At 35.0% G+C, this 25,199-nt stretch carries 19 protein-coding genes and 2 pseudogenes; 20 read left to right on the forward strand and 1 reads right to left on the reverse strand.

The window, feature by feature from the left end; translation table 11 throughout:
* The first annotated feature begins 7 nt into the window (after positions 1-7).
* On the forward strand, positions 8-4,876 hold the full coding sequence (locus J580_RS05065) for an RHS repeat-associated core domain-containing protein (protein WP_032003301.1): 4,869 nt from the start codon (positions 8-10) through the stop codon (positions 4,874-4,876).
* 192 nt (positions 4,877-5,068) lie between these two features.
* Here the strand turns inward: J580_RS05065 and J580_RS23960 are convergent, their stop codons facing one another.
* Positions 5,069-5,251, reverse strand: a complete 183-nt coding sequence (locus tag J580_RS23960; protein ID WP_371320372.1) for a hypothetical protein — start codon at positions 5,249-5,251, stop codon at positions 5,069-5,071.
* A 48-nt stretch (positions 5,252-5,299) separates the two neighbouring features.
* Here J580_RS23960 and J580_RS23965 point away from each other — a divergent pair, with 48 nt between their 5' ends.
* From J580_RS23965 to J580_RS05140, 19 genes and pseudogenes are all read left to right on the forward strand, one after another.
* Positions 5,300-5,557 carry a hypothetical protein gene (locus tag J580_RS23965; RefSeq protein ID WP_416202034.1) on the forward strand — a complete coding sequence of 86 codons (258 nt, stop codon included), beginning with the start codon at positions 5,300-5,302 and terminating at the stop codon, positions 5,555-5,557.
* 263 nt (positions 5,558-5,820) lie between these two features.
* Positions 5,821-6,159, forward strand: a pseudogene (locus tag J580_RS05075) (hypothetical protein); the annotation flags it as partial.
* A 344-nt stretch (positions 6,160-6,503) separates the two neighbouring features.
* Positions 6,504-9,134: a type VI secretion system Vgr family protein gene (locus J580_RS05080; protein WP_032003307.1), complete on the forward strand. Its 2,631-nt coding sequence runs from the start codon at positions 6,504-6,506 to the stop codon at positions 9,132-9,134.
* The gene (locus J580_RS05085; RefSeq protein ID WP_032003309.1) at positions 9,131-10,069 is read left to right on the forward strand and encodes a hypothetical protein; all 939 of its coding nucleotides are present in this window, start codon (positions 9,131-9,133) and stop codon (positions 10,067-10,069) included. Before J580_RS05080 ends, J580_RS05085 begins: the two co-directional genes overlap by 4 nt.
* A gap of 4 nt (positions 10,070-10,073) precedes the next feature.
* Positions 10,074-12,851 carry a T6SS effector BTH_I2691 family protein gene (locus J580_RS05090; RefSeq protein WP_032003310.1) on the forward strand — a complete coding sequence of 926 codons (2,778 nt, stop codon included), beginning with the start codon at positions 10,074-10,076 and terminating at the stop codon, positions 12,849-12,851.
* A complete protein-coding gene (locus J580_RS05095; protein WP_032003311.1) occupies positions 12,852-13,643 on the forward strand; it encodes a putative type VI secretion system effector in 792 nt (263 codons plus the stop codon). It begins immediately after the preceding gene.
* A gap of 3 nt (positions 13,644-13,646) precedes the next feature.
* The gene (locus J580_RS05100) at positions 13,647-14,435 is read left to right on the forward strand and encodes a putative type VI secretion system effector (RefSeq protein WP_032003313.1); all 789 of its coding nucleotides are present in this window, start codon (positions 13,647-13,649) and stop codon (positions 14,433-14,435) included.
* Between the two features lie 2 nt (positions 14,436-14,437).
* Positions 14,438-14,608, forward strand: a complete 171-nt coding sequence (locus J580_RS22855) for a hypothetical protein (RefSeq protein ID WP_372539042.1) — start codon at positions 14,438-14,440, stop codon at positions 14,606-14,608.
* A gap of 190 nt (positions 14,609-14,798) precedes the next feature.
* Complete coding sequence (locus J580_RS23740) at positions 14,799-14,981, forward strand: hypothetical protein (RefSeq protein WP_228131048.1); 183 nt, start codon at positions 14,799-14,801, stop codon at positions 14,979-14,981.
* Positions 14,982-15,002: 21 nt separating this feature from the next.
* Complete coding sequence (locus J580_RS0103865) at positions 15,003-15,527, forward strand: tetratricopeptide repeat protein (RefSeq protein ID WP_228131049.1); 525 nt, start codon at positions 15,003-15,005, stop codon at positions 15,525-15,527.
* Positions 15,528-15,603: 76 nt separating this feature from the next.
* Positions 15,604-16,508 (forward strand): annotated as a pseudogene (locus J580_RS0103870) (tetratricopeptide repeat protein).
* A 684-nt stretch (positions 16,509-17,192) separates the two neighbouring features.
* Complete coding sequence (locus J580_RS05105; RefSeq protein WP_032003314.1) at positions 17,193-17,882, forward strand: hypothetical protein; 690 nt, start codon at positions 17,193-17,195, stop codon at positions 17,880-17,882.
* A gap of 16 nt (positions 17,883-17,898) precedes the next feature.
* A complete protein-coding gene (gene tssB / locus J580_RS05110; protein WP_005041656.1) occupies positions 17,899-18,402 on the forward strand; it encodes a type VI secretion system contractile sheath small subunit in 504 nt (167 codons plus the stop codon).
* Positions 18,395-19,876, forward strand: a complete 1,482-nt coding sequence (tssC, locus tag J580_RS05115) for a type VI secretion system contractile sheath large subunit (protein ID WP_032003316.1) — start codon at positions 18,395-18,397, stop codon at positions 19,874-19,876. The genes tssB and tssC overlap by 8 nt, the downstream gene beginning before the upstream one ends.
* Before the next feature lie 49 nt (positions 19,877-19,925).
* Positions 19,926-20,429: an Hcp family type VI secretion system effector gene (locus J580_RS05120; protein WP_000653195.1), complete on the forward strand. Its 504-nt coding sequence runs from the start codon at positions 19,926-19,928 to the stop codon at positions 20,427-20,429.
* A gap of 78 nt (positions 20,430-20,507) precedes the next feature.
* Positions 20,508-20,984 (forward strand): type VI secretion system baseplate subunit TssE, encoded by a 477-nt coding sequence (gene tssE, locus J580_RS05125; protein ID WP_002048404.1) that lies wholly within the window; start codon positions 20,508-20,510, stop codon positions 20,982-20,984.
* A gap of 16 nt (positions 20,985-21,000) precedes the next feature.
* On the forward strand, positions 21,001-22,812 hold the full coding sequence (gene tssF / locus J580_RS05130) for a type VI secretion system baseplate subunit TssF (protein ID WP_017402888.1): 1,812 nt from the start codon (positions 21,001-21,003) through the stop codon (positions 22,810-22,812).
* Complete coding sequence (tssG, locus tag J580_RS05135; RefSeq protein WP_032003317.1) at positions 22,776-23,774, forward strand: type VI secretion system baseplate subunit TssG; 999 nt, start codon at positions 22,776-22,778, stop codon at positions 23,772-23,774. The genes tssF and tssG overlap by 37 nt, the downstream gene beginning before the upstream one ends.
* Positions 23,771-25,180, forward strand: a complete 1,410-nt coding sequence (locus tag J580_RS05140; protein WP_032003318.1) for a hypothetical protein — start codon at positions 23,771-23,773, stop codon at positions 25,178-25,180. Before tssG ends, J580_RS05140 begins: the two co-directional genes overlap by 4 nt.
* The last annotated feature ends 19 nt before the right edge of the window (positions 25,181-25,199 follow it).

The raw sequence follows: 25,199 nt of genomic DNA on the forward strand, positions 1-25,199 counted from the left end.
GAAGAACATGTCACAAAATTCAGTCGTTGCTCCTTTAAATACTTTTAGTCCCGAAGATTTAACTGCAAAAAAATCAGAAGTTGATAAATGGTTTAGAGAATATACGAATAATATTATTACTGTTGACCGACTAGAGACAATTTGTAGAAGTGTACCTGTTTTAGGTAGTGCCTTTGCTGTTGGTGATATCATTATTGATATTATAAGTATGATTAATAAAGGTATTGATAAAGTTGAGATCTTTGATTGGTTGAATTTGGGAATTGATGTCATTGGATTGGTCCCAATGGGACCGGTTGGACCTTCGGTGCGTGGTGCAGCCCGGCCAGCATTATTTTATGTAAAGAATGAATCCGAAAAAATTATAAAAGCACAAGCAAAGAAATTAGGAAAAAAAACATTAACTTCTCAGGAAGTGAAAAAAGCTTTAAGTACAGGGTTTAAAGACAGCGCAAGTGTATTTTTAACGACTATTATTGCTGAAAAAGTAGCGGGTACTTTAGAAAACTTTGCTAAGAAGGGACAGAGTTTACTTAATCAGGTACTAAAAGAAGTTGGTAACTGGATTGTCTTATTAACAAAAACTATTGATGACGGCTTTAAGAAATTAGTAAGCGGCTCTTTAAATGGACTTCCAAACCTCAAGCGAGCGGGCCAGCAGTCTTTAGGAGTTATAAAAGGAATATTTGAACTTGATGGAACTCGTATAGTCAATAATGCAAAATATGCTGCCGAAAACGTTACAAAGACTGTGGGTAAAGGGTATGTCAACCTAGCCAACTTAGTAGTCTCTGATGAAGCACGAGTTAAAGTTTTAGCTTTAGGCGCAAAAATAAGATCTATAGGACAAGTTGCTCAAGGAAAAGTAAATGGTTTAAGTGATCCTAATACTTTATGGACTATTGGTTGGCTATTTAGCATTATGGGAATGGTTGCAGCAAAACATCGGCAAAAGAGAGCCCAAATTAAGGCCAAAGAAACGACCAAAGCTAATGCAACTCATTCATCAACTGCGACTGATAAATCAAATACACAAGCTCATGCAAAGAACAATGCCAATCAGTGTAAAAACTGTATGGGTGGTACAGATGACTCAATTACCTTTGCAATGGGTACAGAGTTTTTTACCCATGTCGATGCACAACTTGGCGGAGTAATTCAGGACAGTATTGGCCGTACTTATGTTTCAAACCTTTACCAGATGGATGACTCTATATTTGGAGCACGTTGGGTTACTCCATTTACTACAAAAATTTCTCGTAAATTTAAATATAGTCCAAAGAAAAAAGACCACAAAGACTATTTAAACGGGCTTGAATACATTCGTTTAGATGGCCGAGCTATCAATCTGCCTGACCTAAAGAAGGGTCAAAGTATTTATGATCCTATTGAGCAATACACTTATACAGTTTTATCAGATCAGCTTCATTTAATTGCCTACGGTGAAGACGAGAAACGCTATTATGAAAAGTACGGCGAGGACTATCGTCTATCCTATATAGAGCGTAAAAATGGTTTCAAAGTCGCTTTACGTTATGACCATGTTTCTATCGATAATAAAACAATTTTATCGGACATTTTATTTAAACAGGACGATAATTTGCTGGCTCATTTAGCTTTGCAATTAAATCCACAAGGTCTGGTTTCCGATATTTGGATAATCAAAAATGGCCAATTAGATCGTGTGTTGGCAAGTTATGATTATGATCAACAAGGTGACTTGATTCAGGCAACAAATGAATTTGCAGCTTCTTATTATTATCAATATACCCATCATTTAATTACACGTTATACAGATCTTACTCATCGTGGCATGAACTTAAAATGGGATGGTATTTTACCTACTTCAAAAGCGATTGAAGAGTGGGCAGATAACGCTAGTCGCGCTTCGAAACTTGAGTGGGATAAAGATATCCGAAAAACGACAGTGTTAGATGTTGAAGGGAATAGCACTGAACATTACTATGATATAGATGGCTATACCTACCGTATTGTTTATCCTGATAATTTCGAAGAGTGGTTCTTTCGAGATGATGCGAAAAATATAACGCTCCATATTGCTAGAGATGGTTCGAAAACTTCTTATACTTATGATGAGCGCGGTAATGTCTTGACAACAACTCAAGATGATGGTGCGACAAGTTATTTTGAATACGATGAAAAAAATCAACTCACTGGTATGGTTGATGCCGAACAGGGACGTTGGTTTAAGCAATATGATGGTTCTGGTAATCTAATCAAAGAAATTGATCCACTTAAGCATGAAACGGCTTATGCATACAATGCTATGGGCTTAGTAACTTCCATTACAGATGCTAAAGGTGGAAGTAAGTCACTCAAATATGATGATCAAGGGAATTTAATCAGTTATACAGATTGTTCAGGTAAAGAGACCAAATGGCAATATGATGAGCGTGGTCGTGTAATCAGCATTGAAAATGCATTAAAGCAAAAAGTTGAGTATTTTTATACTGAACTTACCTTAGAAAATCGAGAACCAATTATAAAGGGTTTACCTCTGAATGCTTTTGGTCAACTTGAAAAGATCAAACATGCTGATGGCACAGAAGAACACTTCATTCATGATGCTGAAGGGCGTTTACTGGCACATATAGATCCTAAACAGAACATCACTCGCTATGAATATGATGAGGCGGGTTTAATTCTGTCTCGTACAGATGCTTTAAACCACAAATTAAAATATAAATGGGATCGATTGGGACGTCTAACCCGACTCATTAATGAAAATGGTGCAAGTTATCAATTTTTTTATGACCTTGGTGGGCGTTTAATTAAAGAAATCGACTTTGATGGTAAGGAAACGGTATACCACTATGATGAAAACTCGGGCCAACTTACAACCAGTATTGAAGTTGCATCTGCTTATGGACAAGACCTCAAAGACCGGGCTGCACCGAAAGACCGAATTCAACAATTTATTTTTGACAGTATGGGGCGTTTAGAACAGCGTACTGCGGGCTATGGTCACTATGGTTTAGAACTGGAAGAAAAGCAGTCTGAAGAATTTGCCTATGATTATATGGGGCGAATCATTCAAGCTAAAAATACTCAAAGCAATTTACAATGGTTTTATGATGCGGCTGGCAATTTAGTACGGGAACACCAGCAAGATTATAAAATCAATAAAACCGCGGTGTGGAAACACCAATATGACGAAATTAATGATCGAATCAAAACGACTCGTCCAGATGGGCAGATTATTGACTGGTTGACCTATGGTAGCGGTCATGTACAAAGTTTAATCGTAAATGGTCAAGACCTTGTTAGCTTTGAGCGTGATGACTTACACCGAGAAATTGCACGCCACTATGCCAACGGATTGAGTCAAGAACAGCAATATGACTTGGCAGGTCGTTTGAAAAGCCAAATGATGTTAAGTGAACATGAAAATGGCTATCAAAACCAATATAAGCCGCACAACAATGCATTAGAACAGACCAGTCAACTGGTACAGCGACTTTACCAATATGATAAAACAGGTGAGCTAACGGCTATTAGAGATACACGCCGTGGCAATATTGCCTATAAGTACGATCCTGTAGGGCGTTTACTTGAAGCGAGCAGTAAACTTGGAAAAGAAACGTTTAACTTTGACCCTGCCAGTAATATTATAGATTCGTATCATAGTCAGAAGGCTCAAAGCCATTCACAAAGTGTGGAAGAAAAAGACTATGGTTATAACCATTTAGTTAATAACATAGTTAAAGAATATTTAGACCAACAATACCAATATGATGTTTATGGACAACTCGTAAGACAGAAAACGAGCCAAGGTGATTTAAACCTTGAGTGGGATGTCTATGGCCGTATGATAAAGAGCCGTAATAGTCACTACACGGCAGAATATCGCTATGATGCTTTAGGCCGACGTATTCAAAAGTGGAGTAAACATCACCATACAGGTCAAGAACATAACATCATTTATGGGTGGGATGGCGATACGCTTGCTTATGAGTCCACAGAGGAGCTGACTAAGCATTACATCTATGAAAAAGACAGTTTTGTACCGATGCTACAAGCTGTTTATTTAAGTCCAATAGAACTCCACCAAACTCCAGATTGGTCAGATAGACCTTATAACATACACCGTGACCCGCTTTGGAAAACTGAAAAACAGGGTAAAGAGTTTGATGATGTATGGTTCTATCACTGTGACCACTTAGGTACACCGCAAGAAATGACCGACCATACAGGTGCAATTATTTGGAAAGCCGAATATAAAGCTTGGGGGGAGTGTAAAGCTGAAAAAGCTAAGTCGAATTTCTTCGAAAACAGTGAAATTATTTCAAATAATATCCGTTTTCAAGGCCAGTATTTTGATGAAGAGACAGGATTACATTACAATCGCTATCGCTATTATTCACCGTATGTAGGTAGGTTTGTCAGTAAAGATCCAATTGGATTGTTGGGTGGTAATAATGTTTATGTATATGCTAAGAACCCGATTACATGGATAGATAGTAAGGGATTATGTAGTACCACCTTAAACAGAAACTTAGGAGGAGTAAAAGGTGATCATTTACAAGCTCATCATATTATTCCTGAAGAAATTTGGGCCAAGCGCAAAGATTTTTTAGATGATATTGGTATTGGCGGAAATAGAGATAAAGCAGAAAATGGCGTTTTAATGCCTGACAGTGAAGCTAAGGCAAAACAAATGAAGCGCCAATTATATCATTGTGGATCACATCCAATTTATTCTGCAGGTATTAATCAAAAGTTAGGACAAATACAGAGAGAATTTGAAAGTAAGAAAATAACCGCTTCTCAAGCTAGAGATAAAGTGGCAAATTTACAGTCAAGTATGAGACTTGTTTTAATAACACCTGGTACAAAGCCAATCAGATTAAGTTAGGATTAAATAAATATGAAGTATTTTGTTTTAAGTGCGACGCAAAGTAGTCTTTGTCCAATTTCACTTGTGGATGATGCTGTTCTATATATGAATAAAGAGCAAGCTAGCCAAAATATCGAATGTGGATCTTTACCATGGTATAGTTATAAAACTAGCAAAAACTGTGATTTACCTATCGAAGGTGTACTTATCTTAAAAAGTAAAAAAATAGAAATAAGTATTAGAAATATAAATGAAAATATATATGTTGTTGATGAAGTTTTTAAAAATATTTTTGGAAAATATATTAATTCTGATTTTATAAGGGTTGAAGTGTTGAGTGAGAGTTTGGAAAGAATAAATAACAAAAATTATTATATTTTTAGATTTAATCAAATTTTTGATTTTAAAAATGTCTTAGATTTAAATAAGTCAACTTATAGATTGGATAATGATTTTTTAGTTTTAGAAAAGGCAGATTTTTTAAATAATTTAGATATTGATATATTGAAAATTGATAATGTGGATTCTGCTCAAGATACTTTTTTTATCAGTGAGCTTGTTAAAGAAGAAATTGAAAAAAATAAATATCAAGGTATAAATATTTTTGATCTTAGTTTGGCTCAATGGAGAGATTCTGATGATTTTAGTTTTATGTTTTTGAGTGAAGATGAGGTGAATAAATTTGTGTGGCCAATTTAGCAGATATATCTCTCTCATATAAAAACTAATATTTGTTAGATATAGAAAAATGGCGTGATCCAGATGATTTCTTTAATTCTTTGTACTTGAGTAATGAAGAAATAAATGAGTTGGTTTGGCCTATAATTTAGTACATGAACACCAACCAGTAAGGCTATAAAATCCACAGTTAAAGTGCAAGTGCTATTCAAAGAATAAGTAGTACTTCTATATATTTATTTAGAAGTACTACTTTAAAATAAGGTGTTTTTAAAGGTGGGTTTATGAATTTTTATACAATTTATCCGTCTGAGTATATTGATAGAGATTTTTCTTTTGACTTGAAAGGGAAGCAAGAAATTATTGTTGATTATTTTAAATTTGATTTAAGTGATAAGTTTTTAAAAAATCCTAGAATAAGTTTAGATTGTGATAATATTTTTTCTGATCGATTAAATGAGATGTTAGAAACTGATTTTTATTATTCATCTTCTGGAATTTTATTGTTTTCAAAAAGATTTTTTAATGAAATAAAGGAAATCCTTGAAGATGAATGTGATTTCTACAAGTGCTATGCGAGGAATGAAGATGCACATATTTATGCTATGTATATTAAAAGAAAAAACAATTTATTAGATGAAGATAACTTCATAAAAAAAGATCTTGCAATAGATAACTTTTTTATTGCTAGAGATACGGATAAACCTTATATCTATGTAGTAAGTCAAAAAATTGTGGATATTATTAATAAATTTAAATTAAAAATGAATTTCTTAGAATACTAAAATATTAACAATTTTAAAATTGAATTAATAGCGTAAGTTTTTAATTCACTTTGTATCTTTATTACGTTTATTATCTTCATTCACTCTTGTATTCATATGGTTAAGTTTTTCTTTACAAAATAGACAGATGTTTCTGTATTTTATAAAATAATGCCAATCCTGACAAAGTTTTCATAAAAAAGATGTTATCTCATATACATAGAATCCTAGAAGATTTGGGTATCAGCTCGCAAAAACGCGTGCTTCATGTTCAGTTTTCTAATCCATCGTTGAATACTCAAGTCTTTTTACAAAGTATTGAAGGGCAGCATCAGCTAAATAAAGGACTGACTGCCGATTTATTTTGTCTTTCTACCAATGCCCAAATTTCATTAAAACAATTTATTGGTTGTCAGGTTGCAGTCGATCAAGTCACTGATCAGGGGCAATTATTTAGAACTACAGGAATTATTACAGAAGCCAGTCAGGGGCAGAGTGATGGTTCATTAACATTGTATAAGTTGGGATTACAAGACCCGACCGCGCTATGGCATAAACGCCGAAATAGCCGTGTATTTATGAATAAAAGTGTACGGGACATTACTGAAATTCTATTTACTGAGTGGCAGAACAAAAGCCCGTTGTTTGCTTCTGCCTTAACTTTGGATTTAAAAAACCTAAGCCAAGACTACGATGTTCGACCTTTTATCATGCAAAGTAACGAAACGGATTATGAGTTTTTAACTCGACTTTGGCGTAGTGAAGGCATTAACTGGTTGGTTGATGAAGCTCAGCTTTGGGTCGCTGATAGCTCGAATGAAATTCAACCGCAAAAATTACGTTTAATTGATAATAATGAATCATATTTAGCATTAGACCGAAGAAGAAATATCCGTTATCACCGCAGTAGCGCAGTTGAACAACAAGACAGTATGACGAGTCTTGTGCCAACTCGAAGCTTGCAATCTACAGCCGTGCATGTACAACGCTGGCAGGCTGATGCTTTAAGTCAAGAAGAAGGCATGGGCAGTGTTCAGTCAAAGCATAGTCATAGTGCTAATCAGGATAATGCGAGTTTAAGTCTAGAACATGCATGGCATGTCAGCCCTGCTTGGATGCAAGATTTAAAAGGTGAAGATCAAGCCACCGCATCGGGTCACCAGCAGCTAGAAAAACTCAACAATAATCTATCTGATTATTATGCGTCTCAATCAAAATATTTCCGTGCACAAACTACGGTACGTGATACACAAGTTGGCTATTGGTTTGAATTGAATGAACATCCTGAAATAGATACGCATAGCGGATCGGACAAAGAATTTCTGATTATTGGTAAAAGCTTCTATTTACAAAATAATTTGCCTAAAGATTTGCAACAGCAAATCAATCAACTTTTTAGCCAAAGCCAATGGCAAAAAGATCAATCCGAGTTAAATGATCAAACCGAGCGTCAGGGTAATGAGCTCATCTTATCGCGTAGAAATATAAAAACTGTTCCTGAGTATAACCCGTTTGAACATCGACCAGCCGCTTACCCGCAGCGCGCTAGAGTGGTTGGATTGGAGGGTGAAAGTATTCATGTTGACCAGTGGGGACGCATAAAAGTCCGCTTCCTGTTTACCCGAACTGACGACCATAGCCATGACGGTGGAGCAGGCAGTAATGACAACGACACCGACTCCGCTTGGGTAGATGTACTCACCCCATGGGCAGGTGCAGGTTATGGTGCACGCTTCTTGCCTCGCGTGGGCGAGATCGTGGTCATCGACTTCTTTGACGGCAACATTGACCGTCCATTTGTGGTTGGGCGTATTCACGAAGCTGAACGCCATCCAACCCAGTTCGACCAGAAAGGTCAGCTCCCCGACACTAAAAAGCTCAGCGGCATTCGTTCAGAAGAAGTCGATGGTAAGGGTTTTAACCAGCTACGTTTTGATGACACTACAGGGCAAATCAGTACCCAGCTGCAAAGCAGCCATGCCGCAAGCCAACTAAACTTGGGTAACTTAAGCCATCCAAAAGACAAGGCGGAAAGTGAAGGCCGAGGTGAAGGTTTTGAGCTACGAACAGATCAGTGGGGTGTGGTTCGAGCTGGTAGTGGCTTACTCATGAGTACCCACAAACAGGATCAAGCTCAAGGTGTACACCTAGAGGCAGCTGAGGCCAAGCACCAAATCGAAGGCGGCCTCAACAATGCCAAGTCACTCAGCGAAGTTGCTAAAAATCAGCAAACTGACCCGTTGGATATGCTTGAGAACATTCAGACTTTCTTAGAAGTTCTCAAACAAGAAGACCCTAAAAAGGCTGCTGAATTTCAATCAGCAGTGATGCTGTTGGCATCTCCAAAAAGTATTGCTGTAAGTAGTAATGAAGATATACACCTCAGTGCAAATGGTCAGCTCACTCAAAGTGCCGGAGATAGTATTAATATTAGTACACAAAAGAATATAGTAAGTCATGCGAGCCAAAAGATTAGTCTATTTGCTGCTCAGGAGGGTGCTCGACTTTTTGCTGGCCAAGGCAAAGTAGAAATTCAGGCGCAAGGTGATGCTTTAGATGTGATTGCTCGAAAAGGTGTACAGATTACTTCAACTGAAGACACGGTCTTTATTACTAGCCCAACTGAGATTAATCTGACAGCAAACGGATCTCAAGTTAAGCTGAATGATTCAGGCATTTTCCCTGTCACGGGTGGTAAGCTTGAGGTGAAGGCTGGGCAGCACTTGTTTATGGGAGGCTCATCAATAAATCCACCTGCATTAGATTTACCAGACTGTTCGGCTAAGCAAACTCAAGCTGCTCAAAATGGTTCGGCTAAGGTAGATTTATCATGAGTTTGTCAATTTTTAATACAACTCAATATAATGATTTAAAAGATATAACTTCTAAAGTTGAAGAGCAGTGCATCCAAATTCTGAATGAATATGGCAAGATCATTTTTTTATTAGATACTACACTGAATGATTCTATTTTTAACGGTGTAATAGATAATTTATCAAACAAAAATATTGCATATATTCCTTTAGCGCATAAAAAAGAAATTGCAAAGTCCAACCTCTTTTTTATTTGTATTGATGATAAAAAAGTATTTGAGCGAGTCAAAGAAGATTTATTGCAAAATCTATCGAGAAACAAAAATATTACGAATGATTGCTATTTTGTTCATGGGTATGGCGTGGCGAAGACACGCTCACTTGAGGAATTGCGAGATCAGATAAAAACTAAATTAGTGATTTCTGATCAAGGTAAAAAAATTCTTTTCCGTTGGTATGATCCTAGAGTCATGATCTACTTGGATGAGATTTTTAAAACAGAATATATAGGTGGCTTATTAAATGGCTTTAAAGAATGGCATTTTTTGCATCCAAAAGGTCTATTTAGCTTTAAGTCTTACGATGAGTCGCAATCAATCTTGAATCTAACAAAAGTGAACCTTGAGCAATCTATAGAATTGGATTTAATTGAAATTGCTAATAATGTATTTCAACAATTAAATGAATTTGAACAAGTTGATCTAATAAAAATTCATCCAGTTGAAATCCATCAAAATCTTAAAGAGGCTTACTACGATTTTGGTATTCAAAATCATTTAGATTTAGTTACATATGGTCTTTACAGCCAAATTATACATAAAAATTTTATAGAGCATCCCATGGTAACCAATGTGCTCTACGACCATTGTGTAATGAATAAAATGTCTTTTACGGACGCTATGAATTATGTAACGAAAGACTTATATGAACAAATAGCTAAAGAATTAAATGGATAAAAAGATGTCAGAAAATCAAAAAATGATATTGGGTAAGTCAAAATCAAATAATTTATTGAATGAGATTATTGCTCAGCAAAAACAGAAGCAGAGTCAAATTCCTGTTATAGGAAAAACCAAAGCAGTGGGCGATATGCGCAACCCAACAGTTGCTAAAAATATTAATAAGAAGATTGAAGAAAGTGAAATTGCAAAATCAGCGAAACAGTCAACTGCTGCAAACATGCAAAATAGTAGTGCGGGGCAGGCCCAGAAAGAGTGTTCAAATTTTTGTCGTAAAAAAGGCTTCAATATTTTACCTTTACGATACACCGTTGTTAAAGATAATCCACCTGCTTTACCTGCAACCTTGGGTAAAAATGTCAAAGATATTCAGTTAAGCCATCTCAAATATGCAGTTGAGATGATTGATACTGGTTATATCTATCGCTTAGTAAAAAGAACATCTGGAGCTTTGGAGTGGGCTGGATATAAAGTTACTCCAAATGGACATTTGTCTTATTTTCCTGTGGGTAAAGAAGCACCTAAAAGTGTTCCAGAGTTCGCATGTAAAGGAGCAGGTCATAGTTTTAATTCATCTGTGATAGCTGTAGAAAGTAACCCTAAAGATGAGGCGAAGATTGCATATATTATTCATACGCATGTGCCTATGAGTAAGGCCAAAATATCTGAATATGAAAAAAATGCCGATAAGTTTGTAACAGAAGGAAAGTGGCAGAAAATTTTAATTAATGGTGGAAGTGCGCAAGAACATTGTATTGCTGTAAGCCAATTTAAAACTACGGTTTATAATCTAAACAGTTTTGGTAAAAACCGTATCGATGCGACATTAAATAAATTCAAAGATGAGCCTAAATCACTTGCCTGTATGGCATTATATGATCCTGTAGGAATTACAAGAAAATTAAATACATTGCGTAATTCAGAATTTAAAAAAGTAATGGATTTTTTAGCAAAAAAAGATGGGGATTTTACAAACGAGCACCGTTTACATAGTTCTCAATGTATTGATAGTATTAAAATCTGTTTAGAAAATAAATTGTTAAATGAACGCAGCCAATTTAGTGCACAGGCAACTAAAAGTATAGTATTAATGGGGCTATGGAATGAGTTACCAAAAAACTTAACAGATGCTGATGATATTAATTATGAGCTAGAAAAAATATATAAAAGAAAGTCAAAAGCAGAACAAGAGAGACTATTAAAGGAGGCTCAAGAGAAACAAAGAGCAAATAAAGGTATTTATACTGAAGATATGGGGAAATTAAGTAGAGGAGAAGGAGAACAGATTTGGGTTAAAAAATATAAGCCAAATTTGGATATGGTGGCTAAATCAAATTTTGATAAAAAAATTAACGCTTTAATTCAAGAATGTTTAGCTGGAGCAAGAGCTATAGGAGATGATCATATTAAATGGTTATTGTCTAAGGCTGTAATCAATGCCCTTCATGCTTATGATGATCAAGTGCAAGTTCCATTTGGAAATATTTTTTATGTTCATGCAATGGATATGATTAATGGTATGAGTGGAGTGCCAAGTGGACAAGCATTACTTGAAACTTGGTTAGGCGTAGAAAAAATTGCCAAAGAAAATATTTATATGAGGGCAATTTGTTATAACCAAGAAAGTTTAAAAAATAAATATAATGCAGCGGCACCAAGTATTATCGATATTTCTTGGGATGATGGACAAAATGCAGCTAAAACTGCGATTGCAGCATTTGTTGCGGCAGATAAAGCTTGGCAAGAATGGGCAGCAGATAAAACCAATAACGGTTATATGTTACATGGGCAAAAATTTAGCCTATTAAAAACGTTTTACTGGATGTCTGAACTGACCCAAACTGCAGTGAAGTGGAGTATGAAATATACGCCAAGTTCAGAATTTGCAAAAAAACTTGGACGCTTAACGTTTTATACTTTTGCTCATAGTGGGGCATTGGTTGAGCATGTTGCAAAAAACTCTCTATATTATCTTATTCCAGTTCAAACTTTAACGGGTCGGATTAAGTTGACACCTGAAATGGTGCAGAACAACTGGAAAAAGTATTCTTCATCCGCAACCAACCCAAGTAAAGCAGCCAAACAAATTGATCGGATTATTGCAAATAGTTCACCAAGTGCAGGTTTGCGTGTATCTGGTGTGGTTGCAATATTTGAACTGATTAACTTAGGAACACAGATTTCTAAGTTTAATATTGATCCATCCGTAGATAATACTTTGTCATATATGTCAGGCATGATGGCAACAACAGCTGCTATTTTAGAAGTGGGCAGTAGCTCAATGGAAAAGTTTTCTTTTGCAGAGCGTGCCGCGTATATTGCTAAGTGTGGGGCATATTTCGCGATCGCGGGTGCTATATTTTCTTTAATAATTGATGGGAAAAGTGCCTATAAGTCGTGGAATGAAAGTAATCCATATGCAAGAGCACTGAATACTGCCAAAACAATTAACTCTTTTGCGACTTTAGTTGTAGGAATTAGTGCTTTCTTGAATCTTCCACTCATGAAAAACACATCACTGTATTATAATGTTGAAAAATATGTAATTGGCCGTGCATTATTAGGTATTAGGGCGATAGAAGCTGCTGCAACCCTAAGTGTATTGGGGATAGCACTTGTCGCCTTAGAGATTTATTTAAAGAATTATGTCTTAGATAATGCCATGCAAGATTGGTGTCAAAAATGTGCATTCAAGCTAAAAAAGGAAAATGGTGAAGATGCTTTTAAAGATGTTAAAGAAGAAGAAAAAGAGTTTAATAATGCTGTGGTGAGTGTCTAAATGGAAAATTTAAAATTAAATCTTAAGTTGGTTAAAGGTCCGATACATTCTTTAGAAAAAGCAAAGTCTAAAATTCCCGTAAATCAGAGTATTGATGGAATTGCAGCTGGGACTGCTTTTGCAGGTGTGCTAGCTGAAAGTAGTTCGTTGCTGACCAGTGCTCCTATACTAGTAATAGCAGGTAAAGCTAAAGATGGCATCACCTTTACGGGGGAAATAGAGAAACATTCTTTATTAGGACAATTTACGACGGTTCGTTTTAAAGAAAATGACGAATTGATAGCTGTAATTAATAATAGTCCCGTGGATGGACGCTACCAAGTTTATGCAATAGTCGATCCCAAATCAGGTCTATTGTATATGATTTATCAAATGGGGCGATCGGTAAAAAAAGGCTATAAAGCTATTATTATGCAAACCTATTATTTTACTATTATTTGTGGAGGTGGGGTGTCAATAATGTTCTTGCTTTTCTATATTTTTGATTTCAATTACTCTTGGAATTCTTTTTTCTCTTTATTATCTTGGATCTTTATAAGCTTACTCATGTGCATAGGAATGATGGCTTTTGTGAATTACTTTGGTTATCGTAAAAGTTATGAAAATTTTGGAATGTTATCAGAGCAAATATTTGAAAAATTGGGTTTTGAAAATCCTAAAGAACAGGATTTCTATAATGATTTTTTAACTGATGATGGTGTTCAGATTAGTGTAATGAAGTATCGAAAAAATTTAAAAGGCCTAGATCCATACCCAGAAGATTATTTTAGTAAGAATACAACAAGCGAATAAGTAGTGGAATATAAATTAAACCTTAAGTTAGTTAAAGGTCCAATACATTCTTTAGAAAAAGCAAAGTCTAAAATTCCAGTTAAACAGAATATTGGTGGAATTGCGGCTGGTACTGCTTTTGCAGGTGTACTCGCGGAAAGTAGTTCGCTGCTTACCAGTGCACCTATATTAGTAATGGCCGCTAAAGCTAAGGATGGTATAACTTTTATAGGTGAAATAGATAAGTATCCATTAGTAGGTCAATTTACGACAGCACGTTTTGAAGAAAATGATGAGTTGATTGCTGTAATTAGCGAAAAACCTGTAGATGGACGTTATCAGGTCTATGCAATTATCGACCCTAAATCAGGCTTATTGTATATGATTTATGAGATGGGGCGTTCAGTAAAAAAAGGTTATAAAGCTATTTTTATGCAGACCTATTATTTTGCTCTAATTTGTTGGGGGGGGCTTTCTATAATTCTTTTAGTCCTTTATATATTTGATGCTAATTACTCGTGGGGTTCCTTTTTTGATTTGATATCTTGGGTTCTCCTATTTTTAATTCTAGCTTTTTTATTTATGGGTTTTATTAATTATTTTGCTTATCGGAAATCATACGAGAATTTTGGTAATTTGTCTGAACAAATATTTGAAAAAATAGGTTTTGAAAACCCTAGAGAACAAGATTTTTATAATGACTATTTAATTAATGATGGAATTAATATCAGTGTAATGGAATATAGAAAAAGTTTAAAAGGCTCAGATCCATACCCAGAAGATTATTTTAGTAAGAATACAACAAGCGAATAGTAGTGGAACTTAAATTAAACCTTAAGTTGGTTGAAGGTCTGATCCATTCTTTAGAAAAGGCTAAGTCTAAAATTCCAGTAAATCAGGAAGTGGGCGGCATCGCAGCAGGTACCGCTTTTGCAGGTGTACTTGATGGAAGTAGTTCCTTACTCAATGAACATGCCTATCTTTAACTAATTTATTATAAATTATGAAGAAAGAAAATTTTATATTGCTGTTATTCTGTACTCTTTTGAATCTTGCTTGTAGCGAAGGTGGAAATAATCATACTGTGTCCGATACACACCTAAAAAAACAGTTTATAGTTCTCAAGATGAGCTCAATAAAGCTGCACAAAAAAAAGATCCTAAAGCTTTATATACTTTGGCTTCTACTTATGCAACAAACAGTACAGATGTTGAAGATCAAAAAAAAGCTTTTGAATTATTTGAACAATCGGCAAAGCTCGGGAATGATGAAGCTATGTTGCAACTTGGCTTAATTTATCAAGAGGGATCGAGTTATATAAATATTGATGACCAAAAAGCATTAAGTTGGTATAAGTAAGCAGCTAAAAAGAATAATCCTATGGCCTTACACAATGTTGGAGTAGCTTATTATGAGGGTATAGGAACTAAATTAGATAAAAAACAGGCTTATGAATATTTTGTTAAGGCAGCGAAACTCGGCTTTTTACAATCACAAAAAATTATTGCCTATCAGCTATATACTGGTACAGGAGTAAAGAAAGATTTAAAAGAATCTTTTTATTGGTCTCTTAAAGCAGCTCAACAAGGTGATATTAAGTCACAGAATAATGTGGCACTTAATTATGAAAAAGGTGAGGGTGTTGAAAAAGATCCAATCCAAGCAATGAATTGGTTTCTAAAATCAGCGAACAATGGTAACCCTGAGGCTCAATATAATGTTGCGTTAAAATATTTTGCTGGAAATGGTACTGATCAAGATTTTGATAAATCAATTGAATATGCTGAAAAAGCAGCAAAAGTACAGAATCAAGCAGCGATTCAACTATTAATTAATATCTATTCTGATATAAAAAATCCAAAATATAATACAGAGAAAGCAAACTATTGGCGAGCTAAGCTCTAATTTTTACAATTCATAAAGTTTATAAGACTTATTTGTACTTTAAGCTAATAAGTCTTATTTTTTAATAATATAAGTTATGAAAAATATTATTTTAATTTCAATATCGATTATCTTGACATCTGCATGTAGTGAAGGTAGTCAAAATAGTACACAAGCGACTCTAACCAAAGACTACAGAAAAGTTTCCGATTATAAGTCTAAGGAAGATTTGAGAGTGCGGCGAAGGCGAATGATCCTGAAGCATTGTTTGTGTTGGGTTCTATGTATGCAACAGGTGAAGGTGTTGAATTTAGCCAGAAGAAGGCATTCGAATTATTTGAAAAATCTGCAAAACTCGGTTCTTCTAATGCCATGTTACAATTAGGATTAATTTATCGGAATGGTAATGATTTAATAAAAAAAGATGATTTAAAAGCATTAAAGTGGTTTGAAGAGGGGGCTAAGAAAGGTAATCCTTCAGCTATACATAATTTAGGCGTTTCATATTATAAAGGATTAGGTATAACAAAAGATAAAGCGAAAGCTTTTAAGTATTTTAGTCAATCTGCAGAATTGGGCTTATTACAATCACAGGTAATAGTTGCGGGTCTTTTATACAACGGTGAAGGTGTAACTAAAGACCACAAAAAGGCTTTTGAGTGGGCATTAAAGGCAGCCAATCAGGGGGATGTTGAGTCACAAAACAATATCGGTTTAGCTTATGAAAATGGAGATGGGGTTGCAAAAGACCCTGTGCTTGCAAAAAAATGGTTTGAAAAAGCAGCTAATAATGGGTCTGTATTAGGGCAATATAACCTTGCTCTTAAGTATTTTGACGGTAATGGTGTAGAGCAGAATTTTTCAAAATCAATTGAGTATGCAGAAAAAGCAGCTAATGCACAGAATAAAGCTGCCATACAATTGTTGGTTGATATCTATTCAAATGATAGAAACCCTAAATATAATCCTGAGAAAGCTAATTATTGGAAGTCTAAAATCTAAATTTATACTTAAATAAAAGGCTCTTTTGAATAGAAGAGCCTTTCCAAACTTAAAAATCGCAATATCCTTAAAAAATATAAAGTCAAATATTTTAATTTTCTTGATATCGAATATGGTTTTGGGTTATGCAAGAGCTTGACCCTAAAGCAAAGATGGTTATTTACAAATCTATGGGCTTTATTGGTTCTACTTGCTCTCACAAAGTGAAATGAAAAATATACTAAATAGACCGATTAGTCTTGACAATTTTGTTTTTATTTATTTTGAGTTTCCACTTTCATGAATTTGAAATGTATCTTTTACAATCATTTAATTTGTTTATCTTTTAAATCAACTAAAATCTTTTTAAGAAAATGTTTCGTAAATCTTAACTAAGTGATATTTATGATAATTTTTAGTTTAGTTTTAATTTTTATTTAATTGTTGAAATTCAATAACTTATTTTTAATTACAAAAAATAACAATATTATATTTTTATAAGAATAACTTTATTAAGCCATATTTTATAAGCATCTTAACTATTTACTTTTGGTTTAAGTTGATATGATTTTTATATAAAATATGTTTGTTTATATGATAAACTGTGCCTAAATTTTTTGAATATAAGGTTTTTAGACTGATTTTTTAATGTTTTAAGAATATTAACTTTTCAGTAAAGCCTTGAATAAATAAGAAAACAGAGGAATGAAAGTTGTGTTGAAACGAAGTATTTTGATACTTTTTCTGACTGGAAACATTATCGGTCTATCATATGCTCAAGCAGCAGAACTAGAGCCTGTAAAACTTAAAAAAAGTTGTATTAAGAAGAACCCTCTAGCAGAAGGTCAAAATGATCCTGAGCTATTGAATATTTTTAAACAAGTTTGTGATAGCGATAATACAACTCAAAAAAATGATTTATTAGCTAAAGCTGCTATGCGGTTTTATCAAACCAATCAACCAGTTAAAGCATTGAATTTAGCAAGTCAATTGCAAAGTCAAAATATACGCGGTTCATTAATAACAGATGTCTTGTTTTTATCCGGTGTGAGCATTGCAAATAACTCTTTACAGCAAATGCGTACTCAGGAACTGAGATATTTAAGCAATGATGTAACTTATCCTCCTGCAAAGCAGTTAATTGAAAATATTCATACTGCCATGCCTGCTCCTGATCCATCGAGCTTTAAAGCGAGTTCAGAAAGTAGCTCAGATGATAACGAAAAAAGAAGTTATAAAAAACAGTATGTAACGCGTAATAAGACGAGTACTTCTAGAACGTCAAATAAACGAGTATCAAGCCCAGCAAAGACGACTACAGTAAAACCTAAAACTGCACCTGCAGCCACTGTTAATAAATCAAAAAGTTCGCCTTTTGACCCTTTAATTAAATAATCCGGAATAGAATCTTATGGCTAAGAGAGAGAGCGTACAAAAGAAGCTTCAGCGAATTCGACCTCCACGTGTTCAGCTTACATATGATGTCGAAATTGGCGATGCAAAAGAAGCGAAAGAACTACCATTCGTTGTGGGTGTGATGGGTGATTTTTCGGCTGCATCTGAGCTTGAACGTACAAAATTAAAAGATAAAAAATTCATTAATGTTGATTTAGATAATATTGATGAAGTTATGGAGTCATTATCTCCAAGAGCTGCTTTCCAAGTAGACAATACCTTGACAGAAGAGGGTGGTAAGATCGCTGTTGATTTAACATTTAAGTCAATGGAAGATTTTCGTCCAGAAAATGTGGTTCAACAGGTTGATCCATTAAAGAAACTTGTGGAAGCTCGTGAGCGTTTAACTGACTTAAGAAACAAAATTTCTAACAGTGAACGTTTAGAAGACTTACTTGATGAAGTTCTTAAAAATACAGATCAGATTCGTAAATTAAGTGCGGAGGCTGATCATGAATAATACTCAATCTGCAGCAATGCCTCTTGTTGAAAATGAACAGGTTAATCTCTTAGACTCGATTGTTGAAGAAAGCCGTATTGCCCGAAATGAAGAAGAACATTCACGTGCAAAAAGCTTAATCGGTGAGCTTGCTAAAGAAGTAATGGCAGGAACAATTACCGTTTCTGAAAATATGACTTTATCAATTGATAAGCGTATTGCAGAAATTGATGCGCTGATTTCAAGTCAATTAAGTCAGATCATGCACAATGAACAATTCCAAAAAATTGAGTCAACTTGGCGTGGTCTCTATTATTTCTGTCAAGAGACACCATCTAACCCTCTTATTAAAATTCGTATGTTAAATACGACTAAGAAAGAGTTGGTAAAAGATTTCCAAGGTGCTACAGACTTCGATCAAAGCACCTTATTCAAAAAAATCTATGAGGAAGAATACGGATCCTTTGGTGGTGCACCATATTCAGCGCTCATTGGTGATTTTGAATTTGACCGTACGCCTTCTGACATGTATTTGCTTGAGCAAATCTCTCATGTTGCTGCAGCAGCACATGCGCCATTTATTTCGGCCGCTAGCCCAAGCATTCTTGGTCTAGAGTCATTTACTGATATTGACCGTCCTAGAGATGTTTCAAAAATCTTTGAAACAGCTGAATATGTTCAATGGCGTTCATTCCGTGACAGTGAAGATGCTCGTTATGTTGCTTTAACATTGCCACATGTGCTTGGTCGTCTTCCTTATCATCCAAAGGAAGGAACAGCTACTGAAGGCTTCAACTTTGCTGAAGATGTTTCGGGCGCAAATCACAATGAATATTTGTGGATGAACGCTGCTTATGCTTTTGGTACTCGTTTAACAAATGCATTTGATATGCATGGTTGGTGTGCTGCAATTCGTGGTGTTGAGGGTGGTGGTTTAGTTGAAGGCTTGCCTGTACACACTTTTAAAACACAAGATGGTGAAGTGGTATTCAAATGCCCAACCGAAATTGCAATCACTGATCGTCGTGAAAAAGAATTAAGCGATTTAGGCTTTATTCCTTTAGTTCATTGTAAAAATACTGATTACGCTGCTTTCTTTGGCGCGCAATCAACTCAAAAACCTAAAAAATATGACAATGATACAGCAAATGCTAACTCTGCTTTATCGAGTCAAATTCAGTACATCATGGCCGTTTCACGCATTGCTCATTATTTAAAAGCAATGATGAGAGATAAAGTGGGTAGCTTTGCTTCTGCTGGAAATGTTGAAGCATTCTTAAATGAGTGGTTGTCACAGTATGTCTTACTTGATGATGGTGCTTCTCAAGAAGCAAAAGCTCAATACCCTCTACGTGAAGCGTCTGTAAAAGTTGTAGAAGATCCTGCTCAACCAGGTCACTACAAATCTGTGGTTTTCTTGCGACCACACTTCCAGCTGGACGAGTTGTCAGTTTCTTTACGACTTGTCACTGAGTTACCTCAGTCCTCAAATTAATAAAGGTCAGCGAAAGAATAACTTTAAATTAAAAATAGGAAAGTTCTAAATGAAAGATATATACGTTGAGTTTCGCGGTAAATACAAAGTTGATGGAGAGTCTCGTGACTCTGAGCACAAAGGCTGGTTAGAAGTTAACTCTTGGTCTCATAACATTCGTCAACCTAAATCTGCTACTTCAAGTAGTGTTGGTGGTCATACTGCTGAACGTGTTGAACATTCAGACATGGTTTTTGTTAAAGATCTAGATGCAACTAGCCCGAAATTATGGGAAGCATGTTCAGCTGGTTATACATTTGATGAAGTACAAATTGACTTCTACCGTGCAAATGGTGATAAGCGCATCAAGTACTTACAAATCAAATTGAAGCATGTTCTAGTTTCTAGTGTAACTCCAACAGTTAATGAAGAAGGTGTTCCAACAGAAGCGTTTGGTTTGAAATACGCAGCTGTTGAATGGACTTACAATCAACAAGATATTAACGGTACTGCTAAAGGTGCTGTTACTAAGAAATGGTCACTTTCTAACAATACTGCTTCTTACGCAGCGTAATTGTTTAAGTGAATATTTGGTGGAGGCTGACTTAAAGTTAGCCTCTGCTGTCTTTAAGCATGCTTGTTGTGAACTCGAATGAATTTAGATCGGCTTTATCCATATGGATTTCGTTCAACTTTGTTTGACCGCTTAATTCCTGAAAGTGAAGATTATGCAAAAGGTCTTTCTATTCAGCAATTAAGAGAATCGGTAGCAAAAGATTTAGAAGACTTACTTAACAGTCGAGTCGCTAAATTGGATCATGTAGTTGATGATTACCCGCTAGTTAAAAAATCTATACTTCAGTTCGGTATTATTGATTTTGTGGGGCTTTCTACAGCCAATCCGCTAGATCGTGACAAGATTTGCCAATCTATTGAACAGTCAATTGCAGCTCATGAACCTCGTTTAAGACAAATACGGGTAGAGATGTTGTTGGATGGGCACAATATGGGGGCACTGTGTTTAAGCATTCAGGCGTATCTAAATATTCATCCACTGTATGAACCTGTCGTTTTTGATGCATTGTTAAAACCGACAACGCAGCAATATGTAATTTCAGCGAGAACCTAGGTATAGTGGGTGTGTTGTGATAGAAGAGCTTTTACCTTTTTACGAAAAACAACTACAGGAATTTGGTCAGCAATCTCGTGAATTTGCTCAAAAATATCCGAAAATTGCTCAGCGTTTATCTTTAAATCAAGAGCAGATTGATGACCCGCATATCGAACGTCTTATACAAGCATTTTCATTAATTTCTGCTCGTATTGATAAGAAGCTTGCTGATAGTTATGACGTATTTACCCGTTCTTTATTTGAGGTGATGTTCCCTCAATATTTACGTCATTTTCCGGCTTGTTCAGTAATAAGTTTTGAAGATATAAATAAAATAAAGCAGCTCACAGAGGCACATATTGTTCCTGCTCACACGGTCTTGAAGTCACGCAGTTTTAAAGGGGTCCAGTGTGAGTTTAATACTACGCAAGAAGTCAAATTACTCCCTATAAATTTACAAGCGCTAGAGTTTAAAAGCACACCTAGTGCACACATGCATTTAAGCCAAAATGCGACTTTAACTTTTAAGTTTGAAATTTTTAATCATGCTCATGTATGTTTAATAAATGAAAAACTACCTATTTATTTAGATGCAATTTCTAATTTTCCACTTCAAGTACTAGACAGTATTTTTAAGAAGGGAACAACTTTTGCCATTAAAATAGGACAGAAAATTGTTGAACTGGATAAAAATCCATTTGAGTTAACAGGTTTTTCTGAGCAAGAAAGTCTATTACCACTCGATCAGCATACTCATCATGCTTATCGTTTGCTGATGGAGTATTTTTGTTTTCCTGAAAAATTTAATTATCTAAAACTTGATTTAGGTTTTTTAAAGCGCTTATCCCTAGAAGATAGTAATTTTGAACTGCTTATACATTTTAAATTAAATTTAAATGATCAAGCTGTAGTGCGAAATTATTCTGAATTAAATGTCGCTAATTTTAAATTGTTTACTACACCAGTTATTAATTTATTTGAAAAATACGCTGAACCACAAAAAATTGTACATAAGCAATTAGAATATCCGCTGATTACAGATGCTCATCATCCTGAGTTTTATCAGGTGTATTCAATTACTGAAATGAATATGGTTCGTGAAAAAACGAGTCAAGAAGAAAGCTATGTTCCGGTACTGCCTTTTTTTGCCATGAGTCATTATCATGCTGACACAGCACGCTTTTTCTATGCAGTGAACTATCAAAAGCTGCAGCCCAATTTTGTCGAAATGGGGTATTCAATTATTTCTAAAAATTTAAATCCTTCGTCAACACGTTCGGATTTTATTAGTACAAAACTATTATGCTCAAATCGTGACTTGCCGCATGAAGCATTAGGACAATCTAATAATATATTAAACCTTAATGATAGTAGTCTGGCTCGCCGCGCTATTGTTTTAAAAAGACCTACAAAACCTTATCAATTTGGTCAAAGTCAGAGTGAGCAGTGGCGTGTTATTTCACACCTTTCATTAAATAGTTTAGCTTTAATGAAAGGTGATGCGGTATCTCATATTAAAGAATTACTTGCTTTATATAACTTACCTTTATCAAAAGAAAATTATCTAATTATTGAATCAATCAAACATCTGGAATTTTCACTTACTCACAAACTTGTAGATGGAAAGCCATTTCCAATGTTTGTAAGAGGAGTAAAGGCAGAGTTACAAATTGATTCATCCGTATTTAGAGGTCATAGCCTATACATTTTTAGTCAGTTATTAAGTCGTGTTTTTAATTTAAAGGTTCAAATTAATAGTTTTGTTGATTTGGTTGTTAAGGATTATTCATCTCAGCAGGAGTTATACCAATGCAGTCAGAACGTTGGTGGCAAGACTCTTCTGTAACAGCTGAGCTCTTTACAAAGCCAAAGTCTTTTGAGTTTATCCAAGCAACACGGCTATTAAGGCACGATTCAAGTCGTACAGTTAGTTCATCCTGGAGTGATCATTTTAAGTTTGAAACATCCTTTAATTTAAATTTTCCTGCTACAGAGATTGAAAATTTAGAATTAACGGACGAGCGGATCTATATCACGAATTTAATTGTTGGTCTTACGGGCATACAAGGTGCTTTACCTTATACGTATACGAATAAGATTAAGCAAGCTCCGCGTCAGCAACGAGCTGAAACTAAAGAGTTTCTAAGTTTATTTAATCATAAGCTTACCGCTCAATATGTAGATTCTAGTATTACTTATAATCTGCCGATTAGATATGAGATAGAACATAAAAATGACTATTTAGATATTCTGCATGCTTTGAATGGTTATGTGCGTTCGCAGCATCAACAAGCTGATCTTGATGAATATTTTGCAGAATTCTCAGGATTAATGCAGGGGCAAAATAATACAGTTCATGCATTAAAAACGATGCTGTCATGTATTTTTAAACATGAAATTACGATTAAAGAATTTGTACAAGAATCCTTTAAGTTAGCGAGTGATCAGTTAACAACTTTAGGTGGAAGTCAGCCGAGTCTACTTGGTGTTAATACTTTTTGTGGGGAAACCATTCAGCAAATTGATGGAAAAATTGAAATTCAAATTGGACCATTAAAACGTCAGCAATATCTCAGTTTCTTACCAAATCAAGAGTTAAGCTTAAAGCTTAAAAAACTTGTAGAAACGTGGTGTAGTCCAACTTTATCAATAGATTTACGGCTTATCTTGGATGAATCAGAAATACAACCTATTTGTCTCACTCATAAGAATCAGAGTGGGTTAGGCCAGGGTTCTTTTCTCATATCACGACAACCTAAAGTACATAGTCATGAAACCTGCTATAGCCTTATTGGAGAGACAATATGATTAAAAAAATATTACTCTCATTCATTGCTATTTTTTCAGTAGTTAGTGGAATTATTATTTTCTACTGGCGTGATGTTCAATATAATCCTGATAAAGGAGATTTTTTCCTTTATTTCTTAGTTTTACCAGCAATAATTACATTGGTGATTTTATCACCGTGGTTAATTTATAGCGCTTATACAACGTATAAAGACAAAAAAGAGCAAGCAATAAATCAAGATAAAGATGACGTTAACTCAAAACAAACTGCGGTAACTGATCAACCATTAGAACAGCTAGATTTCAATATTTATTCTGCTTTTGCTTTACATGCTTTTGGTGAGAACGAAAGCATTATTGAGCAGCTACAAAACTTTAAAAGTCCAGAGCTGGATAATCAATTGTTAAATTCTTACGGATTACCTCTTTTATCTTACCGTATTAAAGATTTTGATGAAGAGAATCATGAGGAGAGTGATTACTCATCTCCACGACAAGTTCGTATGATGTCATTAATAAGACAGCAACTCGAACAAAATATAGAAAATCTATATCTTCTAGCTGAGCATTTAAAGCGTTCAACTTTATTTTATGAGTCGCAGCAAGCCCTTGAATATCATATGCATCCGGCATGGGTAAATCCTGAGTCTGAATATGACGATGTAGAAATGCCGATCGTAGAAGTTTATCGCTTAAATCGCTTAAATCTACACATCCTTCTTTCGGAGGATTTATTACATATCTGGAATGATGACCACAGTAATGAATTAATTTTAGAATTTTTTACTGAAATTGGTATTCCTGCTCAAAAGCTTCATATTGAATATCATTTTTTTGGAGAGCAACTGGCTTACCAAGAGTTAATGCATTTATTAAAGGGTATCCATAAAAGAGAGCATGAGATGTTCTTTTTGGTTGTGGCTGATTCGGAAATTGATCAAGATCTAATTGATGAAAAATCTTGGATGATTAAAGATTATATTCCTGCTGAATTTGCAGCAAGCTGTTTGCTCGCAGATCCTTTAGTTAAAATTCAAGAATTAGAACCGACTAAAGCACTGAAAGTGGTAGTGGGTCAACAAGATACAGCGAAGCTTTTTAATAATTTTGAATTTAATGATTTACCTCAGCATGAAGGTGATGAGCCTTATGTACTGATTTTGTCAGATCAGACCGATATAAAAGTTTCGAAGAAATTGCAGCAACACTTTCTTCAAACGCCTGTAGAACCGCATCACTATATTTATGTGAAATCTTCATTAGGGCATACCCAACATTTAGCTGATATTTACGGCTTTATGCTGAGCATGCATTTCCCTGAACATATCATTCCTTTTGTCTTTGGAGAAAATACGGTGTCAGCACATACGTTTGTGCAGAGTATCACTGAAAACTCAGAAGATGATGCGATGGTGTTGGATAACTAATTTAAACTTTGGACTTAGA

This window comes from Acinetobacter sp. 1542444 (assembly GCF_000581835.1).
Lineage (GTDB): Bacteria > Pseudomonadota > Gammaproteobacteria > Pseudomonadales > Moraxellaceae > Acinetobacter > Acinetobacter pittii.